The organism is Mesorhizobium sp. SEMIA396 (assembly GCF_024518615.1).
In the GTDB taxonomy this organism is placed as follows: Bacteria; Pseudomonadota; Alphaproteobacteria; order Rhizobiales; family Rhizobiaceae; genus Mesorhizobium.
Genome location: NZ_JANIFC010000002.1, coordinates 1 through 23,795 on the forward strand (window position 1 = coordinate 1; position 23,795 = coordinate 23,795).

Sequence of the window (23,795 nt, forward strand, 5' to 3'; positions counted from 1 at the left end):
TTGACGGTTGTAGCCGGAGGGGCAGCGGGCGACTTCGCCAAGCCTCGGGCCGGATGGCCATCCGGCCCGAGGCTCAATCGCTTCCATCGCACATAATCATCTCGTGCAGATACAAGGGGCGGCGCCGACGCTCGGAATTGGCCATTCCGACGAAAACTGAAAACTAGACCAGTTCCTCGCTGTGGCGGATATCGACACCATACTCCGCAGCCGAATCCAGCACCGTATGCCAAAGGCTTTCGGCGAAGGTCGCAAACACCAGAAGGTTGAACACCGCCTGCCCATCCGGCCGATCGCCGCCGCGCCAGAGCGTGACGCTGGTGTGATCCATCGATGTCGCGGCGGCGGCGCCAACCGGGAACGTCGTTGGGTGCAAGTCGATCGAAGACAGTTTCGCCAGCATGGTGCGTGCCTTGACGCCCGAAATGCTGATCAAGACCCGTGCATGCGACTGATCCGACAGCGAGGCGGAGCCGGAGAATGCCGGCGTCAACGTCTGCGTCGTGTGCTTGCCGCCGTTTGACAGAACGAAGAACTGATCCGGCCCCGACCAGATCAGCGTGGCATCCGGAGTCTGTACCGCCTTCGGCGCATCCGGTGGCACCGCGCCGAAACGGGCCCTGGCCGCTTTCGCCAGATCAGCCCCTTGGCCGCGCCTCGCCATGATCTGGATCAGGTCAAAATTGCGGATCTCGGTCAGCGAGACGCCGGCCTCGATACCGCGTGCACCATGCACGCCGGCAACAAGCGCCTTTTCAAGGGGACTGCGGGGAGCCCAGGAAAAATCAACCACGCTGGCGCCCTCCATCCGGATCGTAGAAGACGGGATTGCAGAGTTCGACATCGTAGTCTTCGCCGCGCAACGGGTCATGCCCATGCACGATCTCGCCGATGCGTTCGCGGCCGCGTTCGACAAGCGCGAGCCCGATCCACTGATCCGACGTCGGCGAGAAGCAGACCGAGGTGACATAGCCCTGGTCGTTGCCGGGGCCGGGTGTCTGTCCCTTCGGGATGATGTGCGCACCGGAGCGCAGCCGGCGTGCCTTGTCCGTCGGCTTGATGCCGACGACGACCTGCCGGTCCGGGGCTACCAGCGCCTCGCGTCCGGCCATGACGCGGCCGATATAGTCTTTCTTGGTCGACATCATCTTGCCCAGGCCAAGATCGGCCGCCGTCGTCGTGCCGCTCAGTTCCGGTCCGGCGATGTGGCCCTTTTCGACGCGCATGACGCCGAGCGCCTCGGTGCCGTAGGGCGTCACGCCGAATGGCGCGCCGGCCAGCATCAGATTGCGCGCCATGGCATCGCCAAAGCGCGCCGGCACTGAAATCTCGAAAGCCATCTCGCCTGAGAACGAGATACGGAACAGCCGTGCCCTCAGGCCCCCGCGAAGTGCTACTTCGCGCGCGCCCATGAATGGAAAGCCTTCGTTGGAAAGGTCTTCGGCCGGGTCGACGATTTCCCTGAGCAGGTCGCGTGTCTTCGGCCCGGCGATCGAGAATTGCGCCCACTGGTCCGAGACGGAAGTGAGCTGCACGTCGAGCTCCGGGAACAGCACCTGGCGGCAGAATTCGAGATGCTGCATCACCAGCCCGGCCTTGGCCGTGGTGGTGGTCAGAAAATAGTGGTCCTCGGCCAGCCGCGATGTCGTGCCATCGTCATAGACGATGCCGTCCTCGCGCAGCATCAGCCCATAGCGCGCCTTGCCAACGGCGAGGCTGGAGAAGGTGTTGATGTAGACGCGATCGAGAAAGGCGCCGGCATCGGGGCCGTGCACGTCGATCTTGCCGAGCGTCGAGACATCGCAGAAGCCGACGCCGCCGCGCACCGCCTTGACCTCGCGGGTCACCGATTCCAGCCAGTCCTTCTCGCCGGCGCGAGGGTACCATTGCGCACGTTTCCACAGGCCGGTGTCGACGAAGATTGCGCCCTGTTCGGCCGCCCAGTGGTGCGACGGCGTCAGCCGCGTCGCATGAAACGTCTCGTCGCGATGATGACCGGCGAAGGCGCCGATGGCGACCGGCACGTAAGGCGGCCGGTAGATTGTCGTGCCGGTCTCGGGGATCGAACGGCCGCTGACCGCGGCCATGATGGCAAGGCCGGCGACATTGGAGGTCTTGCCCTGGTCGGTCGCCATGCCGAGCGTCGTGTAGCGCTTCAGGTGCTCGACGGATTCAAAGCCTTCGCGTTGCGCCAGTTCGATGTCGGAGGCGGTGACGTCGTGCTGGTAATCGACAAACGCCTTGCCCTTGCCGGCGACGTGCCATAGCGGCGTCAGCGAGAATGCCTCGTCGTCGGCGGCAGGCGCGATACCCACTGTGCCGCTATGTCCCGTGTCACGCGCCGCTGCCGCGCCGGCGGCAAATCCCTCGCTCAGGCAGGCGCCGAGGCCGAAATCGCCATTGGCGGCACCCGCGGCGACCATGCCTGGAGGCGCGCCGTCCGGCACGAAGGCAGATATGTCGTTCTGCCATTTCGGCCGGCCACGATGGTAGGAAGTCAGCCCGACAGCCGGGTTCCAGCCGCCAGAGACCGCGAGGCCGTCCGCTTCGACCTCGGCGCGCGCGCCACCGGTCAGCGAGACCGCGATTTTCCTGACGCCATCCTTGCCGCCATCGACGCCGCTGACGGAACCATGCAGCACCGGGAAGCCGCCCTTGGAGGCCAGCGAACGATGCGCTGGCGACACTTCGGACCGTGCATCGATGACCGCCGCGATCTGCAGGCCGGCCCCGAGTGCAGTCTCGACCGTGCGCCAGCCATCCTCATTGTTGGTGAACAGCGCGAGGCGCTTTGCCGGTGTCGCCGCATAGCGCGCGACATAGGTGCGCATGGCGGACGCCATAATAACACCGGGCGTGTCGTTGCCGGCAAAGACGATCGGCCGTTCGATGGCGCCGGCCGCGACGACGCAGCGCTTCGCCACGATCCGCCACAGCCGCTGTCGCACCTGATGCTGAGGCGGCGAGGGCAGGTGGTCGTTGACCCGCTCGATCGCGCCATAGGCGCCGCCATCGTAGACGCCGAATAGTGCCGTGCGGGTCATGATGCGGACGTCCGGCATATCGGCCAATTCAGCCAGCGTCCGCGACAGCCATTCGGCGGCCGGAACACCATCGATCGTGCCGCCATCCGACAGCAGGCGGCCGCCGGGGACAACATCCTCTTCGCACAGGATGACGCGGGCGCCAGCGCGGCCGGCTGCCAATGCCGCGGCCAAACCGGCCGGACCTGAACCGGCGATCAGCACATCGCAATGCGCCCATGCCTTGTCGTAGTGATCGGGATCGGCGATGCCTGAGGCACGGCCGAGGCCGGCGGCGCGGCGGATCGCCGGCTCGTAGATCGCTTCCCAGAATTTCGCCGGCCACATGAAAGTCTTGTAGTAGAAGCCGGCAACGAAGATCGGCGCGAACAGCTGGTTCACCGACATCAAATCGTGGCGCAGCGACGGCCAACGGTTCTGGCTGGCGGCCTCGAGCCCGTCATAGAGTTCGGCTGTCGTCGCCTTGGTGTTCGGCTCGCGCCGTGCGCCGGTGCGCAGCTCGACCAGCGCGTTGGGTTCTTCCGAACCAGCGGTGAGAATACCGCGCGGGCGATGGTATTTGAATGAGCGGCCGACCAGCTTGACGCCGTTGGCGATCAGCGCGGAGGCGAGCGTATCGCCCTGGAAGCCGGAGAAAGCCTTGCCGTCGAAACGGAAGTTCAGTGGCACCGAGCGGTCGATGAGACCGCCATTGCCGAGCCGATGGGATTGGCTGGAAGTCACGATTGCCGACCCTTCGTCGCTTCGATGTCATGCGGCAGCGTCGAGCCGCCCCTCATCGCCCTGCCGGGCACTTCTCCCCGTATAGTGACGGGGAGAAGGACGCTCTCGTCCACGATTTCGCTAATCATCAACGCTGCAGGAATAGCAGCCAGGTCCCTCTCCCCGTCTCTATACGGGGAGAGGATGCCGGCAGGCAGGTGAGGGGCGGCGCTGACTTGCACAAGAAAATTCATTTCGCGACCTGCCTCGCACCCACGCCAGCCGCCGGCTCAACGGCGGAAATCTCATGCGTCAGCGTGTTGCGGGTGACCTTCAGCCAGGCCCGGCAACCGCCGCCATGGTACCAGTGTTCGCTGGTCTGTCCGGCGACGTTGTCGCGCAGATAGACATAGTTGAAGACCTCGTCTTCCGAGGCGTCGGCGACCGGCCGCACCGGCTTGGCGTCGCCGAGATAGGTGAACTCGCCGAGTTCGCGTTCGCCGCAGAAGGGACAGACAATGCGCATGCTGTTCTAGACCGCCTTCAATGCAGGTTCGGTTGGGCGCCTTGGCCCTTTTCGTCGATCATGGCGCCGGTACGGAACCGGTCGAGACGGAACCGAGCGGCTTCTTCGTGCGATTCGTCGCGCGCCAGCAGATGGGCAAAGACAAAGCCGGAGCCTGGTGTCGCCTTGAAGCCGCCATAGCACCAGCCGGCGTTGAGATAGAGCCCGTCGACCGGCGTCTTGTCGATGATCGGCGAACCGTCCATCGACATGTCCATGATGCCGCCCCACTGGCGCAGCAGGCGCACGCGGCCGATCATCGGCATCAGCGCCATGCCGCCCTCGCAGACGTCCTCCATGACAGGCATGTTGCCGCGTTGGGCGTAGGAATTGTAGCCGTCTATGTCACCGCCGAAGACGAGGCCGCCCTTGTCGGACTGGCTGACGTAGAAATGGCCGGCGCCGAAGGTCATGACACCAGGGATGAGCGGCTTGATCGCCTCGGAGACAAAGGCCTGCAGCACATGGCTTTCGATAGGCAGGCGCAGGCCGGCCATCGCCGCGACGCGCGACGAACTTCCGGCGACCGCCATGCCGACCTTGCCGGCACCGATCTTGCCGCGCGATGTCTCGACGCCGGTCACCTTGCCATTGGCGTCCCTGACGAAGCCGGTGACTTCGCAATTCTGGATGATGTCGACGCCGAGTTCGCTCGCCGCATGGGCATAGCCCCAGACCACCGCATCGTGCCGCGCCGTGCCGCCGCGCCGCTGCAAGAGCCCGCCTTGCACGGGAAAGCGCGCATTGTCGAAGTTCAGGAACGGGATCATCTTCTTGACGGCAGCGAGGTCGAGCAGTTCGGCGTCGATGCCGTTGATGCGCATGGTGTTGCCGCGCCGCGCATAAGCGTCGCGCTGTGCGTCGGAGTGGTAGAGGTTGATGACGCCGCGCTGGCTGACCATCGCATTGTAGTTGAGGTCCTGCTCCATCCGCTCCCACAGCTTCATCGACAATTCGTAGAAGCCGGTGTTGCCGGGCAGGCCGTAATTGGAGCGGATGATGGTGGTGTTGCGGCCGGCATTGCCGGAGCCGATCCAGCCTTTTTCGAGTACGGCGACATTCTTGATGCCGTACTCGCTGGCGAGAAACCAGGCGGTGGCAAGCCCGTGGCCGCCGCCGCCGATGATCACCACGTCGTAGCGATCCTTCGGCGTGGCGTCGCGCCAGGTGCGTTGCCAGTTCTTGTGGCCGGACAGGGCGGCGCGGGCGAGCGAAAAGATCGAATATTTCATCAGTTCATTCCGAGGTCGCTCGCGTCACGCTGGTGGTCAGATATCCAGCGTGTGGTCGCGCTCCCATTGCGTGAAGTGCGAAGCATAGGAATTCCATTCCTGGTGCTTCAGCTTTAGGTAGGCCGACGAGAATTCCTCACCCAGCGCCGCCTTGAGCGATTTGTCCTTGTCGAACTCGCGCAACGCGTCGAGCAGGTTGAGCGGCAGTTTTGGCGCGCCCTTCACCGTGTGCCCATGCTGGTACATGTCGATGTCGTAGCGCTTGCCGGGATCTGCCTTGGAGCGGATGCCGTCGAGGCCGGCGGCGATGATAACCGCCTGCAGCAGATAGGGGTTGGCCGCCCCATCCGGCAGTCGCAGTTCGAAGCGGCCCGGGCCGGGCACGCGCACCATGTGGGTGCGGTTGTTGCCGGTCCAGGTCACTGTATTCGGCGCCCAGGTCGCGCCCGAAATGGTGCGCGGCGCGTTGATGCGTTTGTAGGAATTGACCGTCGGGTTGGTGATCGCGGCCAGCGCCGAGGCATGCTTCATGATGCCGCCGAGGAAATTCCGGCCCTTGGCCGACAGGCCGAGCTCCATCGATTTGTCGGCGAAAACGTTGGTCTTGCCCGATTTATCCCAGACCGAGATATGGGCATGGCAGCCATTGCCGGTCAGGCCCTGGAACGGTTTGGGCATGAACGTCGCGCGCAGGCCATGCTTCTCGGCGATCGACTTGACCATGAACTTGAAGAAGGAATGCTTGTCCGCGGTCGCCAGCGCGTCGTCGAAGGCCCAGTTCATCTCGAATTGGCCGTTGGCATCCTCGTGGTCGTTCTGGTAGGCGCCCCAGCCGAGCGCCAGCATGTGGTCGCAGATCTCGGCGATGACGTCATAGCGACGCATCACCGCTTGCTGGTCGTAGCAGGGCTTTGAGGCCGTGTCGTATTCGTCGGAAATCGTCTTGCCGTCGGGCGAGATCAGGAAGAACTCGGCCTCGACGCCGGTCTTGACGTGCATGCCGTCGCTGGCGGCTTCCGCGATCAGCCGCTTCAGCGTGTTGCGCGGCGCCTGGTCGACCTCCTTGTCGTCCATGATGCAGTTGGCCGCGACCCAGGCGACTTCCGGCTTCCACGGCAGCTGGATCACCGAATCCGGATCCGGCACCGCCAGCATGTCGGGATGTGCCGGCGTCAGGTCCAGCCAGGTGGCGAACCCGGCAAAGCCGGCGCCATCCTTCTGCATGTCGGCGATCGCCTGTGCCGGCACCAGCTTGGCACGCTGGCCACTGAACAGGTCAGTGTAGGAAATCATGAAATATTTGACGTTTTTCGCCCTTGCGAATTCTGCAAGATCAGTTGCCACGATAGTTCCCCATTTTTATCGATTGTTGTTCCCGAGTATGCGGGAGTCGGCCCTTCGTTGATTAGAAGCCGTTCTTCCCCGGTATCCAGTTGGTGCCGGCCAGCGGCACGCCGGCCATGGCGGCTGCCTCGATCGTCAGCGCGACGAGGTCCTCGGGTTCGAGATTGTGCAGGCTGTTCTTGCCGCAGGCACGCGCGATGGTCTGCGCTTCCAGCGTCATCACCTTGAGGTAGTTCGCCAGCCGGCGCCCGGCAGCCACCGGGTCGACCCGCTTCATCAATTCGGGGTCCTGCGTGGTGATGCCGGCGGGGTCGCGCCCCTCGTGCCAGTCGTCATAGGCGCCGGCGGTGGTGCCGAGCTCGTTATACTCCGCCTCCCAGCGGGGATCGTTGTCGCCGAGCGCGACAAGGGCAGCCGTACCGATCGAGACCGCGTCGACGCCGAGCGCCAGCGCCTTGGCGACATCGGCGCCGTTGCGGATACCACCGGAGACGATCAGCTGCACTTTGCGGTGCATGCCCAGATCCTGCAGCGCCTGCACCGCCGGCCTGATGCAGGCAAGCGTCGGCATACCGACATTTTCGATGAACACTTCCTGGGTGGCGGCGGTGCCGCCCTGCATGCCGTCGACGACAACGACATCGGCGCCGGCCTTCACGGCAAGCGCGGTGTCGTAGTAGGGCCGGGCGCCGCCGACCTTGACGTAGATCGGCTTTTCCCAGTCGGTGATTTCGCGCAGTTCCAGGATCTTGATCTCGAGATCGTCGGGTCCGGTCCAGTCGGGATGGCGCGAGGCCGAGCGCTGGTCGATGCCCTTGGGCAGCGTGCGCATCTCGGCGACGCGGTCGGAAATCTTCTGGCCAAGCAGCATGCCGCCGCCGCCCGGCTTGGCGCCCTGGCCGACGACGACTTCGATCGCATCGGCGCGGCGCAAATCGCGCGGGTTCATGCCGTAGCGCGACGGCAGATATTGATAGACCAGCTGCTTTGAATGGCCGCGCTCTTCCTCGGTCATGCCGCCGTCGCCGGTGGTGGTCGAGGTGCCCGACAGGGTCGCGCCGCGCCCGAGTGCCTCCTTGGCGGGGCCTGACAGCGAGCCGAAGCTCATCCCGGCGATGGTGATCGGGATCTTTAGCTCGATCGGCTTCTTGGCATGGCGAGAGCCGAGCACGACTGATGTGTCGCAGCGCTCGCGATAGCCTTCGAGCGGATAGCGCGAGATCGATGCGCCGAGGAACAGAAGGTCGTCGAAATGCGGCAGCTTGCGCTTGGCGCCGGCGCCGCGGATGTCATAGATGCCGGTCGCTGCGGCACGGCGGATCTCGGAAAGCGTGTAGTCGTCGAAGGTCGCGGATTTGCGCGGCGTCGTCGGCGGGTTGCGATAGGTCATGCTGCCTCAATACGCGTCGGCGTTGTCGATATTGAAATTGTAGAGCGTGCGCGCCGAACCGTAACGCTTGAACTCCGACGGCTTGACGCCGGTGATGCCGGCACGGTCGAGCAGGCCTTGCAGCAATTCCAGATGCTCGGTCCGCATCTCCTTGGCGATGCAGTCGGCACCGAGGCTTTCGACCTTGCCGCGCACGAAGAGCCGCGCCTCGTAAATGGAATCGCCCAGCGCGTCGCCGGCATCGCCCAGCACCACCAGATTGCCCGACTGCGCCATGAAAGCCGACATATGGCCGATATTGCCGTGGACGACGATGTCGATGCCCTTCATCGAAATGCCGCAGCGCGACGAGGCGTTGCCTTCGATGACCAGCAGGCCGCCCTTGCCGGTGGCGCCGGCATATTGGCTGGCGTCGCCTTTGATGGTGATCGAGCCCGACATCATGTTCTCGCCGACGCCGGGGCCTGCCGAGCCATGCACGGTAATGGTGCTGCCGGAATTCATGCCGCCGCAGTAATAACCGACGCTGCCGCGCACATCGATGGCAACAGGCTGGTCGACGCCGACGGCGACCGAATGGCTGCCTTTCGGGTTCAGCACTTCCCATGCCGTTTCGTTCGAGCCCGGCGCCAGATTGTGCAGCGCCTGATTGAGTTCGCGCAGCGACAGCTGGTCGAGATCGAAGACCCGAGGATCGTGTGCCGCAGTCTTTGAAAGCGTGGTTGCGGGCATGAACTCAATGCTCCCAGAAATAGACGGTTGCGGGCTCGGGTTCCCAGACCCTCGCATTGTCTATGCCGGGCAGTTTGGTCAGCGCGCGATATTCCGAGCCGAAGGCGACATACTGGTCGGTTTCGGCCATGACAGCGGGCTTGCAGGCGATCGGGTCGCGCACCACGCCAAAACCGTTCTTGGTGCCGACGACGAAGGTGAAGAAGCCGTCTAGGTCGGAGAGCGTGCCTTCCAGCGCCTCGCCGAGATTCTTGCCATGCGCCATCTGCGACGAGAGATAGGCGGCAGCAACCTCGGTGTCGTTTTCGGTTTCGAACGTCATGCCTTCGCGGATCAGTTCGCGGCGGACATTGTTGTGGTTCGACAGCGAGCCATTGTGCACCAGGCACTGGTCGGCACCGGTCGAGAACGGATGCGCGCCCATCGTCGTCACTGCCGATTCCGTTGCCATGCGGGTATGGCCGATGCCATGCGTTCCGGTCATCTTGCGGACGTCGAAGCGATCGACGACGGCCTCCGGCAGGCCGACTTCCTTGTAGATCTCGACAACGTCGCCGGCGCCCATGATGCGGATGTCGGGGCGCAGCGCCTGGATGGTTTCGCGCGCTTCATCGATCTTGGCCGGCGTGGTCCTGACGACCGCATGGGTGGATTTCACCGCGATCGTCACCGGCGTGCCGATGGCCTTGGCGAGCTCCGCCTCGAGGCCGCGGAAATCGCGGTCGGGCTTGGCGGACTGGATGGTGATCTTGGCCTCATTCTTGGAAGGCGCGCCATAGATGGCGATACCGGCGCTGTCCGGACCGCGGTCGCTGAGGGAGATCAGCATCTGCGACAGCATCGCACCAAGCTGGGGTTCCAGCGACTTGTCCTTCAAAAACAGTCCGACAATTCCACACATGTCAGCCTCCCGATGTTTGTAGCTAAGAGATCGTTTGTAGCTAAGAGAGGATGTATCGAATGAGCTGCACAAATTCAATCGTATGAAAAAAATATTCCTCTAGTTACCTATGCGGCTCAATGCCGCTCTGCGCACTGTCGCCGTCTCGCCGGGCATTGTGAACCCATTTGGCGGAGCGGATGCGGGCGAGCTTGTAGGCGTCGAGAATCGACAAGGCATAGATCAGGAAGCCGCCGGCGTGACGGCCGACGAAGCTGGCATCGGGCGGTGCGATCTTGGCCGTCACCCATGCCAGGATCACCATGAAGAAAAGGAACTGAAGGCCGCGCACCGGCACGCCGAGAATGACGTGCCCGCTTCCCGGCAGCACGATTGCGGCGCCGAGAACCAGATAGGGATTGGTGGGTGCCGTGGTGGGAATGGTCATGCGGCTTGCCGTTCGCTTTTGTTGATGGCGTCGCGAAGCGCCGACACCGACATCAGCAGTCTTTCGATCAGCGCACGATCGAGTGTGGCGTCGCCAAATTCGGCCTGCCGGAACACACCGTAGCGCGCCCGTTCGGCTTCGGCCAGCAGCCACACGATGCGTACCCCTTTCGGGGTGATCAGCAGTTCCTTGGCGCGCCCTTCGGAAAAAATCCCGAGGTGGCCGGCGATGGTCTCCAGTGGGAAGTGGACGCCCCTGCGATCCGTCCGCAACACGGCCTCGGCCGGAAATGCCGAACTCTTCGGCAGCGTGTGGTCGAGATGATCGAAATTGGAGAAGGTCGTCGGCGACCCCGGCCGCATCATCATGTCGAAGGTGCCGGGCACGGCCACCGGCTCGGTGACCGAGATGCTGAGCCAGCGCGCCGGCAGTTTCCGCGTCGCCAGTGTGTCGACGATGGTGCGCACCTGGACGCGTTGGCTGTTCCAGGATCCTTCCCAGGTGATGACGCCGGCGGTGCCGTCCGAGACATTGGCTGCGTCGGCGATGGCTGTGCGGATGCGGTCCTGCTCGACGGCAAGCGCCATCGATGCCCTGTTGCGGCTGGCACGCGCCTGCCAGGCAAGGTGGAGAACGATAGCCAGGACAATGGCTCCGGCCAGCAGTGCTGATGTCAGCTCGGACATTTTCTCATGCCACGCCCATCCAGGATACGGACCGGCCTACTCCCATCAATAACCCTGCGGCTTCGGCCACGGCATGGTGAACTGATCGCCGCGCCGCACGAATTTGTAGCGATAGAAATGGAACCACAGTGAGATCAGGAAATAGAAGGCGACCATGGCGATCAGTTGCGAGCCGAAGCCGAGGAAGATGGCGAAGAAGGTCACCACGCACAGGCAAAACAGCACGATGGCCGGGATCGGGTGGAAGGGGTGCGTGTAGCCGCGGCGGATCGAGCCGAGCGGCCACTTCTTGCGGAACATGATGATGTTGATGCTCATGAACGTGTATTGCAGCACGCCCGACAGGATCGAGAAGGTGATCGCCTGGTTGAGGTCGGCGATGAAGGCGAAGGCCAGCGCGATCGGCAGCAGGAACAGGATCGAACGATAGGGCGTGCGATATCTCGGATGCACGGCCGAGAACCATGTCGGCAGATAGCGGTCGCGGCCGAGCGAGAACCAGGCGCGCGCCGCATCGTTGATGCAGCCATTGGCGGAGGCCATTGCAGCAAGCAGCGTGGCGACGAACAACAGGTTCTCGAGCAGCGGGCTGCCAGTCAGCTTGCCGGCGTCCCACAGCGGATAATAGGTGATGCCGAGATATTCCCATGGCATCATCGAGGCGCAGACATACCAGGTCATGGCGGCGGCGATCAAAAGCGTGATCATGCCGGCCATGGTGCCGTAAGGCAGCGAGCGGGCCGGCGAGCGCACTTCCTCGGCGGCCTGTGTGGTGCCCTCGATCCCGAGATAGTACCAGATGCCGAACTGGAAGGCGGCGATGACGCCAATCCAGCCATAGGGGAGTGCATTGCCTGGCGTGACCAACTCGTTCAGCTTCAGCACGGCGCCTTGCGTCCACGGGCTGACCGAAAAGAACAGGATGACAATCGAGATATAGGCGACCGCTGTGATGACGAAGTTGACATTGAGCGTCATCAGCACGCCGCGATAGTTCAGCCACGCCAGCACGACGATGGTCGCGGCGATGAAGGAATTGTGGGTGAGCCCTTCGACGCCGGCCTTGGCGACGATGGTGTCGCCGAGCAGGATGGCGTCGGACACTTCGAGCATGGTGTAGGCAAAGACCAGGAACAGCGCGACGTTGAACGCCATCAGCGGTCCGACGATGTGCTTTGCCTGCGCATACTGGCCGCCGGCGGCGGCCACGGTCGATGTCACCTCGGAATCGATCATGGCGACCGAGGTGTAGAGCAATCCCACGACCCAGCAGACGATCAGCGCGGCCAGTGCGCCACCCTTGTCCGCCGAGAAATTCCAGCCGGTGAATTCGCCGACCAGGACGATGCCGACGCCGAGCGCCCAGACATGGGCCGGTCCGAGCACGCGCAGGAGTGAAACTCTGTCCCCTTGGGCAGCCGGTTCAAGTGCGATCGTCATTGTTCAATCCTCACTCAGATCCGGTGTTTTTCGGAAGTGGCTTCCAGTTCGCCCTCGCGCGAGGAGGTCAGCACCTCTTCGGAGAAGGTCGTGTCAACCTTGAACCAGTCGTAGAGCATCCACAAAGCGAGCACGATCGAGATGCCCCAGCATGCGTAAGAGAGTGCCACCCACATGATCGTGTCCCCCGAATTAAATCGTCCTCAGAACTCTTACTTGTCGTCGAATTTTTCGTTGATGACGTCGCGATATTCGCGGTCTGATGCACGAAACAGGAAGACGAAATAACCGATCAGCACCGCCGCCATGATGATCAGCGTCGGCCAGTCGATGACATAGTGGAAGCGGTTCTGGATGATGTCGTGCGCGGTCTCGGGCGTATAGCCGAGCTTTTCCCAGATAGACGCCATGGTCGGGTTCTGGCCTAGCGCTTCCCAGGTCTTGGCGTCGAGCGCGTCGATGGATTTCGCCGCGCCGGCGAGGCCCAGCTTGAGCGGTAGCCACAGTGCCACGAAAATGGCGACGACGACGACGGCGATGTCGAAAACCTGCCCGGCCTTGCTTTGTTCCGGCGGCGTGTAGCGGGACATCTCTTCTACCCCTCAGGACTTGCGGTTCAGGACTTGCGGTTGCGGAACGCGTCGGCGTTCTTGATATCGAGCCCGTAGATGAATTCCTTGTCTTCCTTGTAGTGCTTGACCATCGCCAGGATGGCGGCCGTGTTGAAGATCAGCACGGCGGCGGCGGCGATCGCGACCACGGCCTTGATGCCGCTGTGCGGGATGTAGGGCCATGTCATGAGGAGGACGAAGAGGATCGTCGCCCACAGGCAGACGATCAGGAGCGCGGCTCCGCGCACGTCGGAACGATACAGCGCTTCGATGCGCTGTTGCATGTCTGACATCGGTTTCTCCCCTTTTCCGCCGTCCGGTTCCGAATCCCCCGTCCGTCGTCCTCTTTCAACAGAGTGAAATTTTTTTCATAAGTTCTGTCTGAATCCCGCAATTGTCAAGCGCGATTTACGTGGGGTTAACCGTTTGGTTTGCGCGGCGGATTTTGCCTGACAATGAAATTAATTGCTTATGGGTATTGCGGCGCCCGGAGGTTTGCGATCAATATTCGGCCAAAGCTCCCGCCGCTGCGCAGGGGGCAGGGAACAGCAGAGCATTATCGAAACGGAGGACGAGCGGATGACGGCATCCTGGAGATTTTCGACCCTGGCGGATCGGCACCGAGCGCTCGGTTCGAAGCTCGAAGACTGGAGCGGCATGGGAACCGCCTGGACCTACGACAAGGATGCCGACGAGGAGTACATCGCCATCCGCACCAAGGCTGGTCTGATGGATGTCTCCGGCCTCAAGAAGGTCCACATATCAGGGCCGCACGCCTCGCATCTCATCGACCTCGCCACCACACGCGATGTCGAAAAGATCTATCCCGGCAAGTCGGCCTATGCCTGCATGCTGAATGAGGCGGGCAAATTCACCGACGATTGCATCCTCTACCGCACCGGCCCCAACGCTTGGATGGTCGTGCATGGTTCGGGCACCGGCCATGAGGAGTTGCAGCGGGCAGCTATGGGCCGCGACGTCTCGCTGCGCTTCGACGACAATCTGCACGATCTGTCGCTGCAGGGTCCGACAGCAGTCGACTATCTAGCCAAGCATGTGCCGGGCATTCGCGACCTCAACTATTTCCATCACATGCAGACGCAACTGTTCGGCTTGCCCGTCATGATATCGCGCACCGGCTATACCGGCGAGCGCGGCTACGAGATCTTCTGCCGCGGCCAGGATGCCGGCACGATCTGGGACAGGATCCTCGACGAGGGCAAGAGCGCCGGCATCATTCCGTGCCGCTTCACCACGCTCGACATGCTGCGCGTCGAAAGTTATCTGCTCTTCTACCCCTACGACAATTCCCAGAAGTATCCGTTTGAGAACGAAGGCCCGGGCGACACGCTGTGGGAACTCGGCCTCGACTTCACCGTCAGCCCCGGCAAGACCGGCTTTCGCGGCGCCGAGGAGCACTATCGCCTGAAGGGCAAGGAGCGCTTCAAGATCTATGGCGTGCTGCTCGACGGCAAGGAGCCGGCCGATGAAGGAGCGCCGGTCTATCGCGACGGCAAAAAGGTCGGCGTAGTAACCTGTGCCATGTATTCGCCGCTGGTCGAGAAATCGATGGGCATCGCCCGGCTCGACGTGGACTGCGCGGTCAAGGACACCAAGCTCGAAATCCGCAACAAGAGCGGTGCCATCAAGGCGACGGCGCAGCCGCTTCCCTTCGATGATCCCAAGAAGACCAAGCGCGCGGCGAAAGGTTGAGGCATAGTCAACACCGAGGGGTTCGAGCAATTCCAGGAAAGTGTGAAACGGTTTTCCGTCCGGAATTGCGTCGAAGCAAAGAGATAGAGCGGTCCGCCGTTTCTATGAAACGGTGAAGCGCTCGAAGGCACGAAGACATAAATGGCAGCCAAAAGTATCATCAGCCGGCCCGTTTACGGAACCTTGTCTCCGCAACCCGGCAAGCATCATCTTTTCATCGCGGACGCGGAAGGGGCGCTGGCGATAGCGGAGATGGCCGGGAGGGCGCCGCCCGGGTTTTTCGGCGACGCCGAAATCGTCTTCATTCCCGGGCTTGACGGCAAACATGCCGTCGCACTCGAAGCGTTGAAGCCGGCACAGTTCCACCAGGCGCCGTCCTTTGCCAGCCTGCTGCCACGGCTCCGGCAGACACTGGCCAACGCGCATATGGGCTTGCGCCTCTATCTCGCCGGCACGGAGGGCCTGATCGGCCAGGCGATGCAGGTGGCGCTTGAAGCCGGCATCGACCACACTTCGATCCAGACCGAGCACCGCGGCTCGCTGGCGCGGCGCATGCAATGTGTCCATTGCAAGGGCATCACCGAGAATGTGACGACGCAGCCGGCGACCTGCGCGCATTGCGGCCTGCTGCTTCTGGTGCGCGACCATTATTCCAGGCGCATCGCAGCCTTCCAGGGCGTCTGCATCAATGCGGAAGATCGCTCGGAGATTCCTCCGATGGAGGAGATTTTTCGATGAGCACCGGAACAACAAAACTCGATGTCGTTGTCAGCGACGTCGTCCCGGTCAACGACCTCGTCACCCGCTTCCATTTTCGCCGGCGCGACGGGCAGCTTTTGCCGACTTTTTCCGGCGGCGCCCATGTCGTGGTCGAGATGCGCGACGGCGAACGCACCAGGCTCAATCCCTATTCGCTGATGGGCTCGCCGCTCGATACGCGCGAATACACGATCTCGGTGCGGCGCGACGATGTCGGCCGTGGCGGCTCGCTGTTCATGCACCGGAGCGTCAAGCCGGGCATGGAGATGGTGGTCAGCTACCCCGTCAACCTGTTCTCGCTCGACCTGCGCGCCAAAAAGCATCTGATGCTGGCCGGCGGCATCGGCATCACGCCGTTCATGGCGCAGACCGCTCAGCTTGCGGCGGAAGGCGGCAATTTCGAACTGCACTACACCTGCCGCACCGCATCGCTCGGCACCTATGCCGATGTGCTGCGCGAGCGCTACGACCGCCGGGTCAGGCTCTATCATGACGACCTTGAGGAGCGCATCGAACTCGACCGGTTGCTGTCGACACAGCCGCTCGGCACGCATCTCTATGTCTGCGGCCCGGCTGGCATGATCAACTGGGTGCGCGATCGCGCGGCAAGCCTCGGCTGGCCGGCGGAAACCGTGCATTTCGAGCATTTCGCGGCACCTCAACCCGGACTGCCGTTCGACGTGAGGCTTGCCGTCAGCGGCAAGGCGATCCGCGTCGATGAACAGCAGAGCCTCTTGGAAGCGATCGAGGCGGCCGGCGTCGATCCGCCCTATCTCTGCCGTGGCGGCGTCTGCGGCCAGTGCGAGACCAACGTCATCTCTTGCGACGGCAGGTTCATCCACAACGACCACTGGCTGAGCGAGGAAGAGCACCGTTCGGGCAAGAAGATCATGCCGTGCGTGTCGCGCTTCGAAGGCCGGTCGCTGGTCCTGGAACGGTAGAGCATTTTGCAGCCAAGTGGATACACTTGGCGTCGCAGAAATGCGGCTAAAACAAAGAGATAGAGCGGGCAGCCCGCTCTAGGAGAAAATCATGGGCATCACCTTTCGCAAGGAAACGTTCCGCGATGACTTCACCTTCAAGAACAGCCCGGAGCACATAAGGCGCTTCCCGTTCCCGTTCCACGAAGACGCCTACATGTATGCTGTCAACATCGAGCCGCATGTCGTCGGACCCAGGGGCAGCGTGCTGGAAAACCTGATCGACGTCGACGAGCACTATGTCGCCGAGATGCAGGACCGCGCGCTGGTGCTGGCCGAGGATCCGCTGCGCTGCCAGTCGCTGCCGCACATGACGCTGGCCGGCTGGGACCTGCTCGAGCTTTTGATGGAGCAGCAGGCGCTGGGCTATCCCGAGCATTTCACGCTGACCCGCGACGGCGATCGCTGGCGCTGGATCAACCGGCCGCTCGGTATCGACGACACCTTCACTTTCGGCGACACCTCGACGCTGCCTTACGGGCCGATGGAATACATCACCCGGCAGAGCCAGGGCGATTTCTGCATCCTCGACCAGCGCGACGGCAATCTGTGGATGGATGCCGGCATGGTCACCACCCAGGCCGACTGGTCGCTCGATTTCGACATCGGCATGAACTTCTTCGAATGGCATGCGCCGGTGCCGCTGGCGCATGAGAAGGGGATTTTCGTCAGGGCGCTGAAATTCCTCACCAACATCCAGCAAGGCAAGCCGGCTCGACGCCTGAACTGGACGATGACCATCAATCCGCGCCTCGACACCAGCCCCGAGAACTACCACAAATGGGGGCCGGACCGGGCGACGGTGACGCCGGAGAATGTCGGCGACAAGGTGCATCTGCGGGTCGAACTGCAGAGCTTCTGGCGGCTGCCGCGCTCCAACGGCATCGTCTTCCCGATCCGCTGCTATCTGATCAAAATGGATGAACTGGTGACGCAGCCAAAATGGGCCCGGCGCCTGCACCGCGTCATCCGCGACCTGCCTGACGAACTCGCCAACTACAAGGGCCTGACACGCTATCGCCCGGCGTTGGTCGAGTGGCTGTCGAAGCTGGACGATGGGAGCGCGACGAGCCCAGGGTTTGGGCCGGATTGAATAGCTGATGTTGGCGCTGCCCCCAAAGCAGCCAATCTCCCCCCAAGAGGGGGAGATGCCCGGCAGGGCAGAGGGGGGCGCCGTGGAGCGCCTGCCTTGCCCAATCTCCACCTCCGCGCTTACGACGCGTCGCCCAGCCCAGCCACAATCATGACATGCTGGCAGACATTGTCGATATCGCGAATGACATCGTCGTTCCAGAAGCGCAGGACCGTCCAGCCCAGCGCTTCGAATTTGGCGGTTCTTGCAGCGTCCGATTCCGACGTTTCGGCCCGGCCATGCTGGGAACCATCAAGCTCGACGATCAGCTTTTTGTCCGGGCATGCAAAATCGACGATATGGCCGGCGATAGGCATCTGGCGCCGAAACCCCAGTCCCATCAGCCTGTGTGCCCTGATCTCATTCCAAAGCTTGAGTTCGGCATCGGTCATCACCTTGCGCATCGTGCGCGCATTGCGGCGGCTGTTGGCGGATACCAGATTGTGCGTCATCGCGGTTCGCCCCCCTCTGTCCTGCCGGACATCTCCCCCTCCAGGGGGGAGATCGAATGTCACTTCAGCTTTCGCCAATCACCAGTGCAAAAGAGGAGCCGTCGCGAAGCCGATCTCCTCACGAGAGACCAAGGGGAGATCGAGTCCCGCTTAACCCGCGCTCTGCGGATAGCAAATAATCGACAGATAGCGCATCGGCAGTTTCGTCAGTTGCTCCGGCCCGTGCGGCGCGTCGGCGTCGAAGAACAGGCTGTCGCCGGGCTTCATCGGGTAGAGGTTGCTGCCGTGCCGGTAAACGACCTCGCCTTCGAGCATGTAGAGGAACTCCATGCCCTCATGCTGGAAGGTCGGGAACACATCGGAATCCTCGGTCAGCGTGATCAGATAGGGTTCGACGACGACGCCGCTGGTGTTGGAACCGATATGTCCGAGCAGGTTATACTGGTGGCCGGCGCGGGTGCCGCGGCGCTCGACATCGAGACCTTGGCCGGCCTTGACGAAGACGGCGCTGCGCTCTTCCTCGAAGCGGCGGAAGAAGGCGGTGACCGGAACGCCGAGCGCCCGCGACAGTGCCTGCAAGGTGGTCAGCGACGGCGAGGTGATACCATTCTCGATCTTCGACAGCATGCCGAGCGAAATGTCGGTGGCGACCGCGAGATCAGCCACGGTGATGCCGAGCTTCTTGCGGAAGGCCCGCACCTCGCGGCCGATCGCCACCTCCAGCACTTTTTCGCGCGTGTCGCGAATGGCATGCGGGTTCTGCGTCAGCGGCGCGCGGATGGTCTTGCCGTCGGCCGAGACCTTTGGCAGCGGCTTGGCCGTCGCACCGGCAAGACCAGCCTTGGGATCGGAAACCTTCTTCGCCATGTCGCCCCCGGCACTCCTGGGATTTATTTCACTCTAGGTGAACATGTCAGGTGCCGATACAGGAGCGCAACTGCGACGGCAAGTCGCGTGAACGCGCATGCGCATGATAATGATGTTTGGCCGCGTCCGGTTTTTCGCGGGAAATCCACATCGGCGAAACCTTGTTTCAGCATCGGGCTGTTGACAGCACGAAAGGGCCAATTACTGTCCTGTGAGTGAAATTTGTTTCGTAAGAGCAATTCCGGGACAAGCGCATAGCGCTTTCCCCTCGGGAATTGCGTCAAGACAAAAGTCGAAACCAGATCGGGAGGCCTGCCATGAAAAGTCGCGTTGCCGTCATCGGAGCCGGCCCGTCCGGCCTGGCACAGCTCAGGGCCTTCAAGTCGGCGGCCGACAAGGGCGCCGACATTCCCGAAATCGTCTGCTTCGAAAAGCAGTCGGACTGGGGCGGCCTGTGGAACTACACCTGGCGCACGGGCCTCGACGAGCATGGCGATCCGGTGCACGGCTCGATGTACCGCTATCTCTGGTCGAACGGACCGAAGGAGTGCCTGGAATTCGCCGACTATACTTTCGAGGAGCACTTCGGCCGGCCGATCGGCTCCTATCCGCCGCGCGCCGTGCTGTGGGACTACATCAAGGGACGCGTCGAAAAATCAGGCCTTCGCAAATGGGTGCGCTTCAACAGCCCGGTGCGCATGGTGACGTTTTCCGACGAGACGAAGAAATTCACCGTCACCGCGCATGACCGCACCAACGACGTCACCTATTCGGAAGAGTTCGACAATGTCGTTGTCGCTTCCGGGCATTTCTCGGTGCCCAACGTGCCCTATTTCGAGGGCTTTTCGACCTTCAACGGCCGCATCCTGCATAGCCACGATTTCCGCGACGCGATGGAATTCAAGGGCAAGGATATATTGATCATCGGCCGCTCCTATTCGGCCGAGGACATTGGCTCGCAATGCTACAAATACGGCGCCAAATCCATCACCTCCAGCTACCGCTCGAAGCCGATGGGTTTCAAATGGCCGGAGAATTGGAAAGAGGTGCCGCTCTTACAGAAGGTCGTCGGCAAAACCGCGCATTTCAAGGATGGCACCACGAAAGACGTTGATGCCATCATCCTGTGCACCGGCTATCTCCATTCTTTCCCCTTCCTCACCGACGATCTGAAGCTCAAGACCGCCAACCGCATGTGGCCGCTCGACCTCTATGAAGGCGTCGTCTGGGAGAAGAACCCGCAGCTCTCCTATATCGGCATGCAGGATCAGTTCTACACCTTCAACATGTTCGACGCGCAGGCCTGGTTCGCCCGCGACGTCATCATGGGCCGCATCAAGCTGCCCTCGGCCGAGGCGATGGCTGCGCACGGCGCGAAATGGCGCGCACGCGAGGAGACGCTCGAAGACGCCGAGCAGATGATCTGGTTCCAGGGCGACTACACCAAGGAATTGATGGACCAGACCGACTATCCGGGCTTCGACGTCGAGGCGGTCAACCAGACCTTCATGGAATGGGAACACCACAAGGCGGAGAACATCATGGGCTTCCGCGACCACGCCTACCGCTCGCTGATGACGGGCACCATGGCGCCGCTGCATCATACGCCGTGGCTGCAGGCGCTGGACGATTCGATGGAGAGCTATCTCGAGGTGAAGGGCGTCGCGGCGGAGTAGGGCGGCGCCTGCTACCCCAGCCTTGCCCTGGCCTTCGCCGTCCAGGCGCCGAACAGCCGGTCGGCGACAATGCCGATGAAGGCGATGGCCAGACCCGCGACGATGCCGCGGCCGGAATCGGCCTTGGACAGCGCGATGAACACTTCCTGGCCGAGATCGCGGGTGCCGACCATGGCGCAGATGATGATCATCGCCAGCGCCATCAGGATCGTCTGGTTGACGCCCAGCATGATCTCCGGCAGCGCCAGCGGCAGTTGCACGCGAAAGAAGGTCTGGCGCGGCGTGCAGCCCGACACCTTTGCCGCCTCGATCAGCGCCGGCGGCACCTGCCTGATGCCGTGATTGGTGTAGCGGATGGCCGGCACCACGGCGAAGGCAATGGTGGCGATCATCGCCGTGACATCGCCGACCCGAAACAGCATCACCACCGGAATGATGAAGCAGAAGGATGGCAGCACCTGCAGCGTGTCGATGACCGGCGTGACGATCTTCTCGAAGCGGTCGCTGCTTGAAGCCATCAGCCCGATCGGGATGCCGACCAGGCAGGCGATGAAGGCCGAGATACCGCAGAGATAGACGGTTGCCATGGTCTTTTCCCACAGGCCGGTGATGGCGCAGAAGGCAGTCAGCGCTGCCACCAGCGCGGCCAGCCGCAGGCCGGAGAGCTGATAGCCGGCAAGGCCGAGCAGGAACACCGCGCCCAGCCAGGGAAACCCTTCGCAAAAGGCACGCAGCGGGTTCAGCAAATTAAGGATCAGCGCCACGCGGAACGCTTCGATCGTGTCGAAGAAATTGATCGTCACCCAGTTCACCGCTGCTTTCCACAGCGGCGCGGTGGTGAAGGTGATCGCTTTTGGCACTCCCGCGAAGGCCGGCACGAACAGGCCGAGAAATGTCGTCACCACAAGGATGGCGATCGCCAGCGTCAGATTGGGATAGCGCTGCCAGAAGCTCGGGCCCGCCTGCTGATGGGTATTCCCCTCTGCCTGCTTGTGCGCGATGGCCTGGCTCAGCCGGTCGAGCGCAATGGCCAGTGCCACGATGGCAAGGCCGGCTTCCATCGCCTCGCCAACCTTCAGTGCGCGCAGCGCCAGGAGCACGTCGTAGCCGAGGCCGCCGGCGCCGATCATCGAGGCGATGATCACCATGTTCAGCGCCAGCATGATCACCTGGTTGACGCCGACCATCAGTGTCGGCCGTGCCGAGGGCAGCAGCACTCGCCACAGTTTCTGCCGCGCCGTGCAGCCTGCCATCTCGCTGAAATCGTCGATCTCCGACGGCACCCGCGACAGGCCGAGCATCGTTGCCCGCACCATCGGCGGCGTGGCGAAGATGGCGGTCGCGATCATCGCCGAGACCGGGCTGTTGCCGAACAGCAGCAGCATCGGGATGAGATAGGCGAAGGTCGGAATCGTCTGCATCAGGTCGAGGGCAGGGGAGACGATAAGCCTTTCGGCCCATGGCCTGCGCCACGCCCAGATGCCGGCGAACAGCCCGGTGACGATACAGAACGGCACGGCGATGGAGATCAGCGCCAGCGTCAGCATGGCGCTGGTCCATTGGCCGAACAGGGCGATGTAGAGGAAGCAGCCGCCGACCAGCAGGCTGAGTTTTCTGCCGCCAGCGGCATGACCGGCGAGGAAGGCGGCGGCGCAGACGCCGACCCAGGACAGGCGCGGCAGGATATAGGCGTCAGCGCCGTGGCCGATCTTGAAATTCTTGGCCAGTAGATTGAGCGCGAAATCGAGGGGAACGCCGAGCACAGCGGTGATCGAGCGGGTCAACCAGGACAGGTTCGACTTGATCCAGCGCATCAGCGCGCTGACCCAATCGGCGACCGGCACGACGGCACTTGCCGGATAGTTGACGGCCCAGGGCAGGCGGTCCTGCAACAGGAACACGACAAGCACGGCGCCAAGCGCTGCCGCCCAGACCAGCAGCCAGACCTGAATCGGTCGCGACCGCGTCTCGCTGGCGCTTGCTGTCACCGTCATGCGCCGACCCTTGAGCGATCGATGCCGGCCAGCAGATCGATCACCGCTTGCGGCGTCACCTCGCCGATCGGCTTGCCGGTGCCGTTGACCACCGCGAACGGCTTGTTGGCGGCAACGATACCGGCCGAGAAGCTGGCGATCTTGGCCTCCGGCGCCACCGTTCCGCCATGCTCCGAGCCGTCGCAGGCGCGCATTAGGCTGCGTGCCGAAATCACCTTGGCGCGGTCGACGTCGCGGGTGAACTCGGCGACATAGTCGGTCGCCGGATTGACCACCAACTCCTCCGGCGTGCCGATCTGGATGACCTCGCCATCCTTCATGATGGCGATGCGGTCGGCCAGCCGGATCGCCTCGTCGAAATCATGGGTGATGAAGACGATGGTCTTGTGCAGCATGGTTTGCAGCCGCATCAGCTCATCCTGCATTTCGCGGCGGATCAGCGGGTCGAGCGCCGAGAACGGCTCGTCGAGGAACCAGATTTCCGGTTTTGTCGCGAGGCTCCGGGCGATGCCCACACGCTGCTGCTGGCCGCCGGACAATTCGCGCGGATAGAAATGCTCGCGGCCACGGAGCCCAACGAGTTCGATCACCTCGCGCGCCCGTGCCTCGCGTGTCGGCCGATCCTGCCCCTGGATGCTGAGCGGGAAGGCGATGTTCTCCAGCACGTTGAGATGCGGCAGCAGGGCAAAATTCTGGAACACCATGCCCATGCGGTGTCGTCGCAGCTCGATCAGCGCTGCATCCGAAATCTTCAGCAGATCCTTGCCTTCGAATTCGACCTTGCCGTGGGTCGGCTCGACCAGCCTCGACATGCAGCGCACCAGCGTTGACTTGCCGGAGCCCGACAGGCCCATGATGATGAAGATCTCGCCCTGGCGGATTTCGAGGTCGACGGCGCGCACCGCGCCGACAAGTCCGGCAGCTGTGACGTCGGCCATGCTGGCCTTGCCGTCGCGTTCGCGGATGAAATTGGCCGCGTTCGATCCGAACAGCTTCCAGACATTGCGGCAGGCAAGCTTTATCGGGCGGGCATCTTTTGGCGTGCCCGCCCCCTTGGCGCCCTGTTCAGTCTTGTCCGTCATTCAAACGTCCTTCTGGAGCACAAGAACCGAGGCCCGCCTGATCAACTGCCGGGTCTCATCTTCCAG

At 62.8% G+C, this 23,795-nt stretch carries 23 protein-coding genes; 5 read left to right on the top strand and 18 right to left on the bottom strand.

Annotated elements, in window-relative coordinates:
* Positions 1-163: 163 nt before the first annotated feature.
* The 14 genes from NP503_RS04925 to NP503_RS04990 all read right to left on the bottom strand — a co-directional run bounded on the left by NP503_RS04925 (position 164) and on the right by NP503_RS04990 (position 13,367).
* Positions 164-793: a sarcosine oxidase subunit gamma gene (locus NP503_RS04925; protein WP_127269576.1), complete on the bottom strand. Its 630-nt coding sequence runs from the start codon at positions 791-793 to the stop codon at positions 164-166.
* On the bottom strand, positions 786-3,767 hold the full coding sequence (locus NP503_RS04930; RefSeq protein WP_127269577.1) for a sarcosine oxidase subunit alpha: 2,982 nt from the start codon (positions 3,765-3,767) through the stop codon (positions 786-788). Before NP503_RS04930 ends, NP503_RS04925 begins: the two co-directional genes overlap by 8 nt.
* Positions 3,768-3,996: 229 nt before the next feature.
* Positions 3,997-4,272 carry a sarcosine oxidase subunit delta gene (locus tag NP503_RS04935; protein ID WP_127269579.1) on the bottom strand — a complete coding sequence of 92 codons (276 nt, stop codon included), beginning with the start codon at positions 4,270-4,272 and terminating at the stop codon, positions 3,997-3,999.
* Positions 4,273-4,289: 17 nt separating this feature from the next.
* Complete coding sequence (locus tag NP503_RS04940) at positions 4,290-5,543, bottom strand: sarcosine oxidase subunit beta family protein (protein ID WP_127270293.1); 1,254 nt, start codon at positions 5,541-5,543, stop codon at positions 4,290-4,292.
* A gap of 36 nt (positions 5,544-5,579) precedes the next feature.
* Positions 5,580-6,887, bottom strand: a complete 1,308-nt coding sequence (glnT, locus tag NP503_RS04945) for a type III glutamate--ammonia ligase (RefSeq protein ID WP_127270291.1) — start codon at positions 6,885-6,887, stop codon at positions 5,580-5,582.
* A 61-nt stretch (positions 6,888-6,948) separates the two neighbouring features.
* Complete coding sequence (locus NP503_RS04950; RefSeq protein WP_127255237.1) at positions 6,949-8,277, bottom strand: FMN-binding glutamate synthase family protein; 1,329 nt, start codon at positions 8,275-8,277, stop codon at positions 6,949-6,951.
* A 6-nt stretch (positions 8,278-8,283) separates the two neighbouring features.
* A complete protein-coding gene (locus NP503_RS04955; protein WP_027036064.1) occupies positions 8,284-9,009 on the bottom strand; it encodes a GXGXG domain-containing protein in 726 nt (241 codons plus the stop codon).
* A gap of 4 nt (positions 9,010-9,013) precedes the next feature.
* Entirely contained in the window at positions 9,014-9,910 is an 897-nt protein-coding gene (locus NP503_RS04960) for a glutamine amidotransferase family protein (RefSeq protein ID WP_063167616.1), read from the bottom strand.
* 103 nt (positions 9,911-10,013) lie between these two features.
* Positions 10,014-10,337 (bottom strand): hypothetical protein, encoded by a 324-nt coding sequence (locus tag NP503_RS04965; RefSeq protein ID WP_127267812.1) that lies wholly within the window; start codon positions 10,335-10,337, stop codon positions 10,014-10,016.
* Complete coding sequence (locus NP503_RS04970) at positions 10,334-11,023, bottom strand: hypothetical protein (RefSeq protein WP_164748761.1); 690 nt, start codon at positions 11,021-11,023, stop codon at positions 10,334-10,336. Before NP503_RS04970 ends, NP503_RS04965 begins: the two co-directional genes overlap by 4 nt.
* Before the next feature lie 45 nt (positions 11,024-11,068).
* Positions 11,069-12,463, bottom strand: a complete 1,395-nt coding sequence (locus NP503_RS04975; protein ID WP_127267811.1) for an APC family permease — start codon at positions 12,461-12,463, stop codon at positions 11,069-11,071.
* 14 nt (positions 12,464-12,477) lie between these two features.
* Complete coding sequence (locus NP503_RS04980; protein WP_013532900.1) at positions 12,478-12,639, bottom strand: hypothetical protein; 162 nt, start codon at positions 12,637-12,639, stop codon at positions 12,478-12,480.
* A gap of 36 nt (positions 12,640-12,675) precedes the next feature.
* The gene (locus NP503_RS04985; protein ID WP_013532899.1) at positions 12,676-13,053 is read right to left on the bottom strand and encodes a hypothetical protein; all 378 of its coding nucleotides are present in this window, start codon (positions 13,051-13,053) and stop codon (positions 12,676-12,678) included.
* Between the two features lie 26 nt (positions 13,054-13,079).
* Positions 13,080-13,367: a hypothetical protein gene (locus tag NP503_RS04990; RefSeq protein WP_027036059.1), complete on the bottom strand. Its 288-nt coding sequence runs from the start codon at positions 13,365-13,367 to the stop codon at positions 13,080-13,082.
* 286 nt (positions 13,368-13,653) lie between these two features.
* On the opposite strand from NP503_RS04990, the gene NP503_RS04995 reads away from it, so the two are divergent.
* The 4 genes from NP503_RS04995 (at position 13,654) to NP503_RS05010 (ending at position 17,619) form a co-directional block, all read left to right on the top strand.
* Positions 13,654-14,787, top strand: a complete 1,134-nt coding sequence (locus NP503_RS04995) for an aminomethyltransferase family protein (RefSeq protein WP_127267810.1) — start codon at positions 13,654-13,656, stop codon at positions 14,785-14,787.
* 141 nt (positions 14,788-14,928) lie between these two features.
* On the top strand, positions 14,929-15,525 hold the full coding sequence (locus NP503_RS05000) for a dimethylamine monooxygenase subunit DmmA family protein (protein ID WP_127267809.1): 597 nt from the start codon (positions 14,929-14,931) through the stop codon (positions 15,523-15,525).
* Positions 15,522-16,487: a PDR/VanB family oxidoreductase gene (locus NP503_RS05005; RefSeq protein WP_127267808.1), complete on the top strand. Its 966-nt coding sequence runs from the start codon at positions 15,522-15,524 to the stop codon at positions 16,485-16,487. Before NP503_RS05000 ends, NP503_RS05005 begins: the two co-directional genes overlap by 4 nt.
* A 91-nt stretch (positions 16,488-16,578) precedes the next feature.
* Complete coding sequence (locus NP503_RS05010; protein ID WP_127270288.1) at positions 16,579-17,619, top strand: DUF3445 domain-containing protein; 1,041 nt, start codon at positions 16,579-16,581, stop codon at positions 17,617-17,619.
* A gap of 119 nt (positions 17,620-17,738) precedes the next feature.
* On the opposite strand, the gene NP503_RS05015 is transcribed toward NP503_RS05010, so the two are convergent.
* The gene (locus NP503_RS05015; RefSeq protein WP_127270285.1) at positions 17,739-18,110 is read right to left on the bottom strand and encodes an endonuclease domain-containing protein; all 372 of its coding nucleotides are present in this window, start codon (positions 18,108-18,110) and stop codon (positions 17,739-17,741) included.
* 150 nt (positions 18,111-18,260) lie between these two features.
* Entirely contained in the window at positions 18,261-18,977 is a 717-nt protein-coding gene (locus NP503_RS05020; protein ID WP_127270283.1) for an XRE family transcriptional regulator, read from the bottom strand.
* A gap of 317 nt (positions 18,978-19,294) precedes the next feature.
* Here NP503_RS05020 and NP503_RS05025 point away from each other — a divergent pair, with 317 nt between their 5' ends.
* The gene (locus NP503_RS05025; protein ID WP_127270280.1) at positions 19,295-20,653 is read left to right on the top strand and encodes an NAD(P)-binding domain-containing protein; all 1,359 of its coding nucleotides are present in this window, start codon (positions 19,295-19,297) and stop codon (positions 20,651-20,653) included.
* 11 nt (positions 20,654-20,664) lie between these two features.
* Here the strand turns inward: NP503_RS05025 and NP503_RS05030 are convergent, their stop codons facing one another.
* Complete coding sequence (locus NP503_RS05030; RefSeq protein ID WP_127270277.1) at positions 20,665-22,647, bottom strand: proline/glycine betaine ABC transporter permease; 1,983 nt, start codon at positions 22,645-22,647, stop codon at positions 20,665-20,667.
* Positions 22,644-23,729: a glycine betaine/L-proline ABC transporter ATP-binding protein gene (locus NP503_RS05035; protein WP_127270274.1), complete on the bottom strand. Its 1,086-nt coding sequence runs from the start codon at positions 23,727-23,729 to the stop codon at positions 22,644-22,646. Before NP503_RS05035 ends, NP503_RS05030 begins: the two co-directional genes overlap by 4 nt.
* Positions 23,730-23,795: the final 66 nt, after the last annotated feature.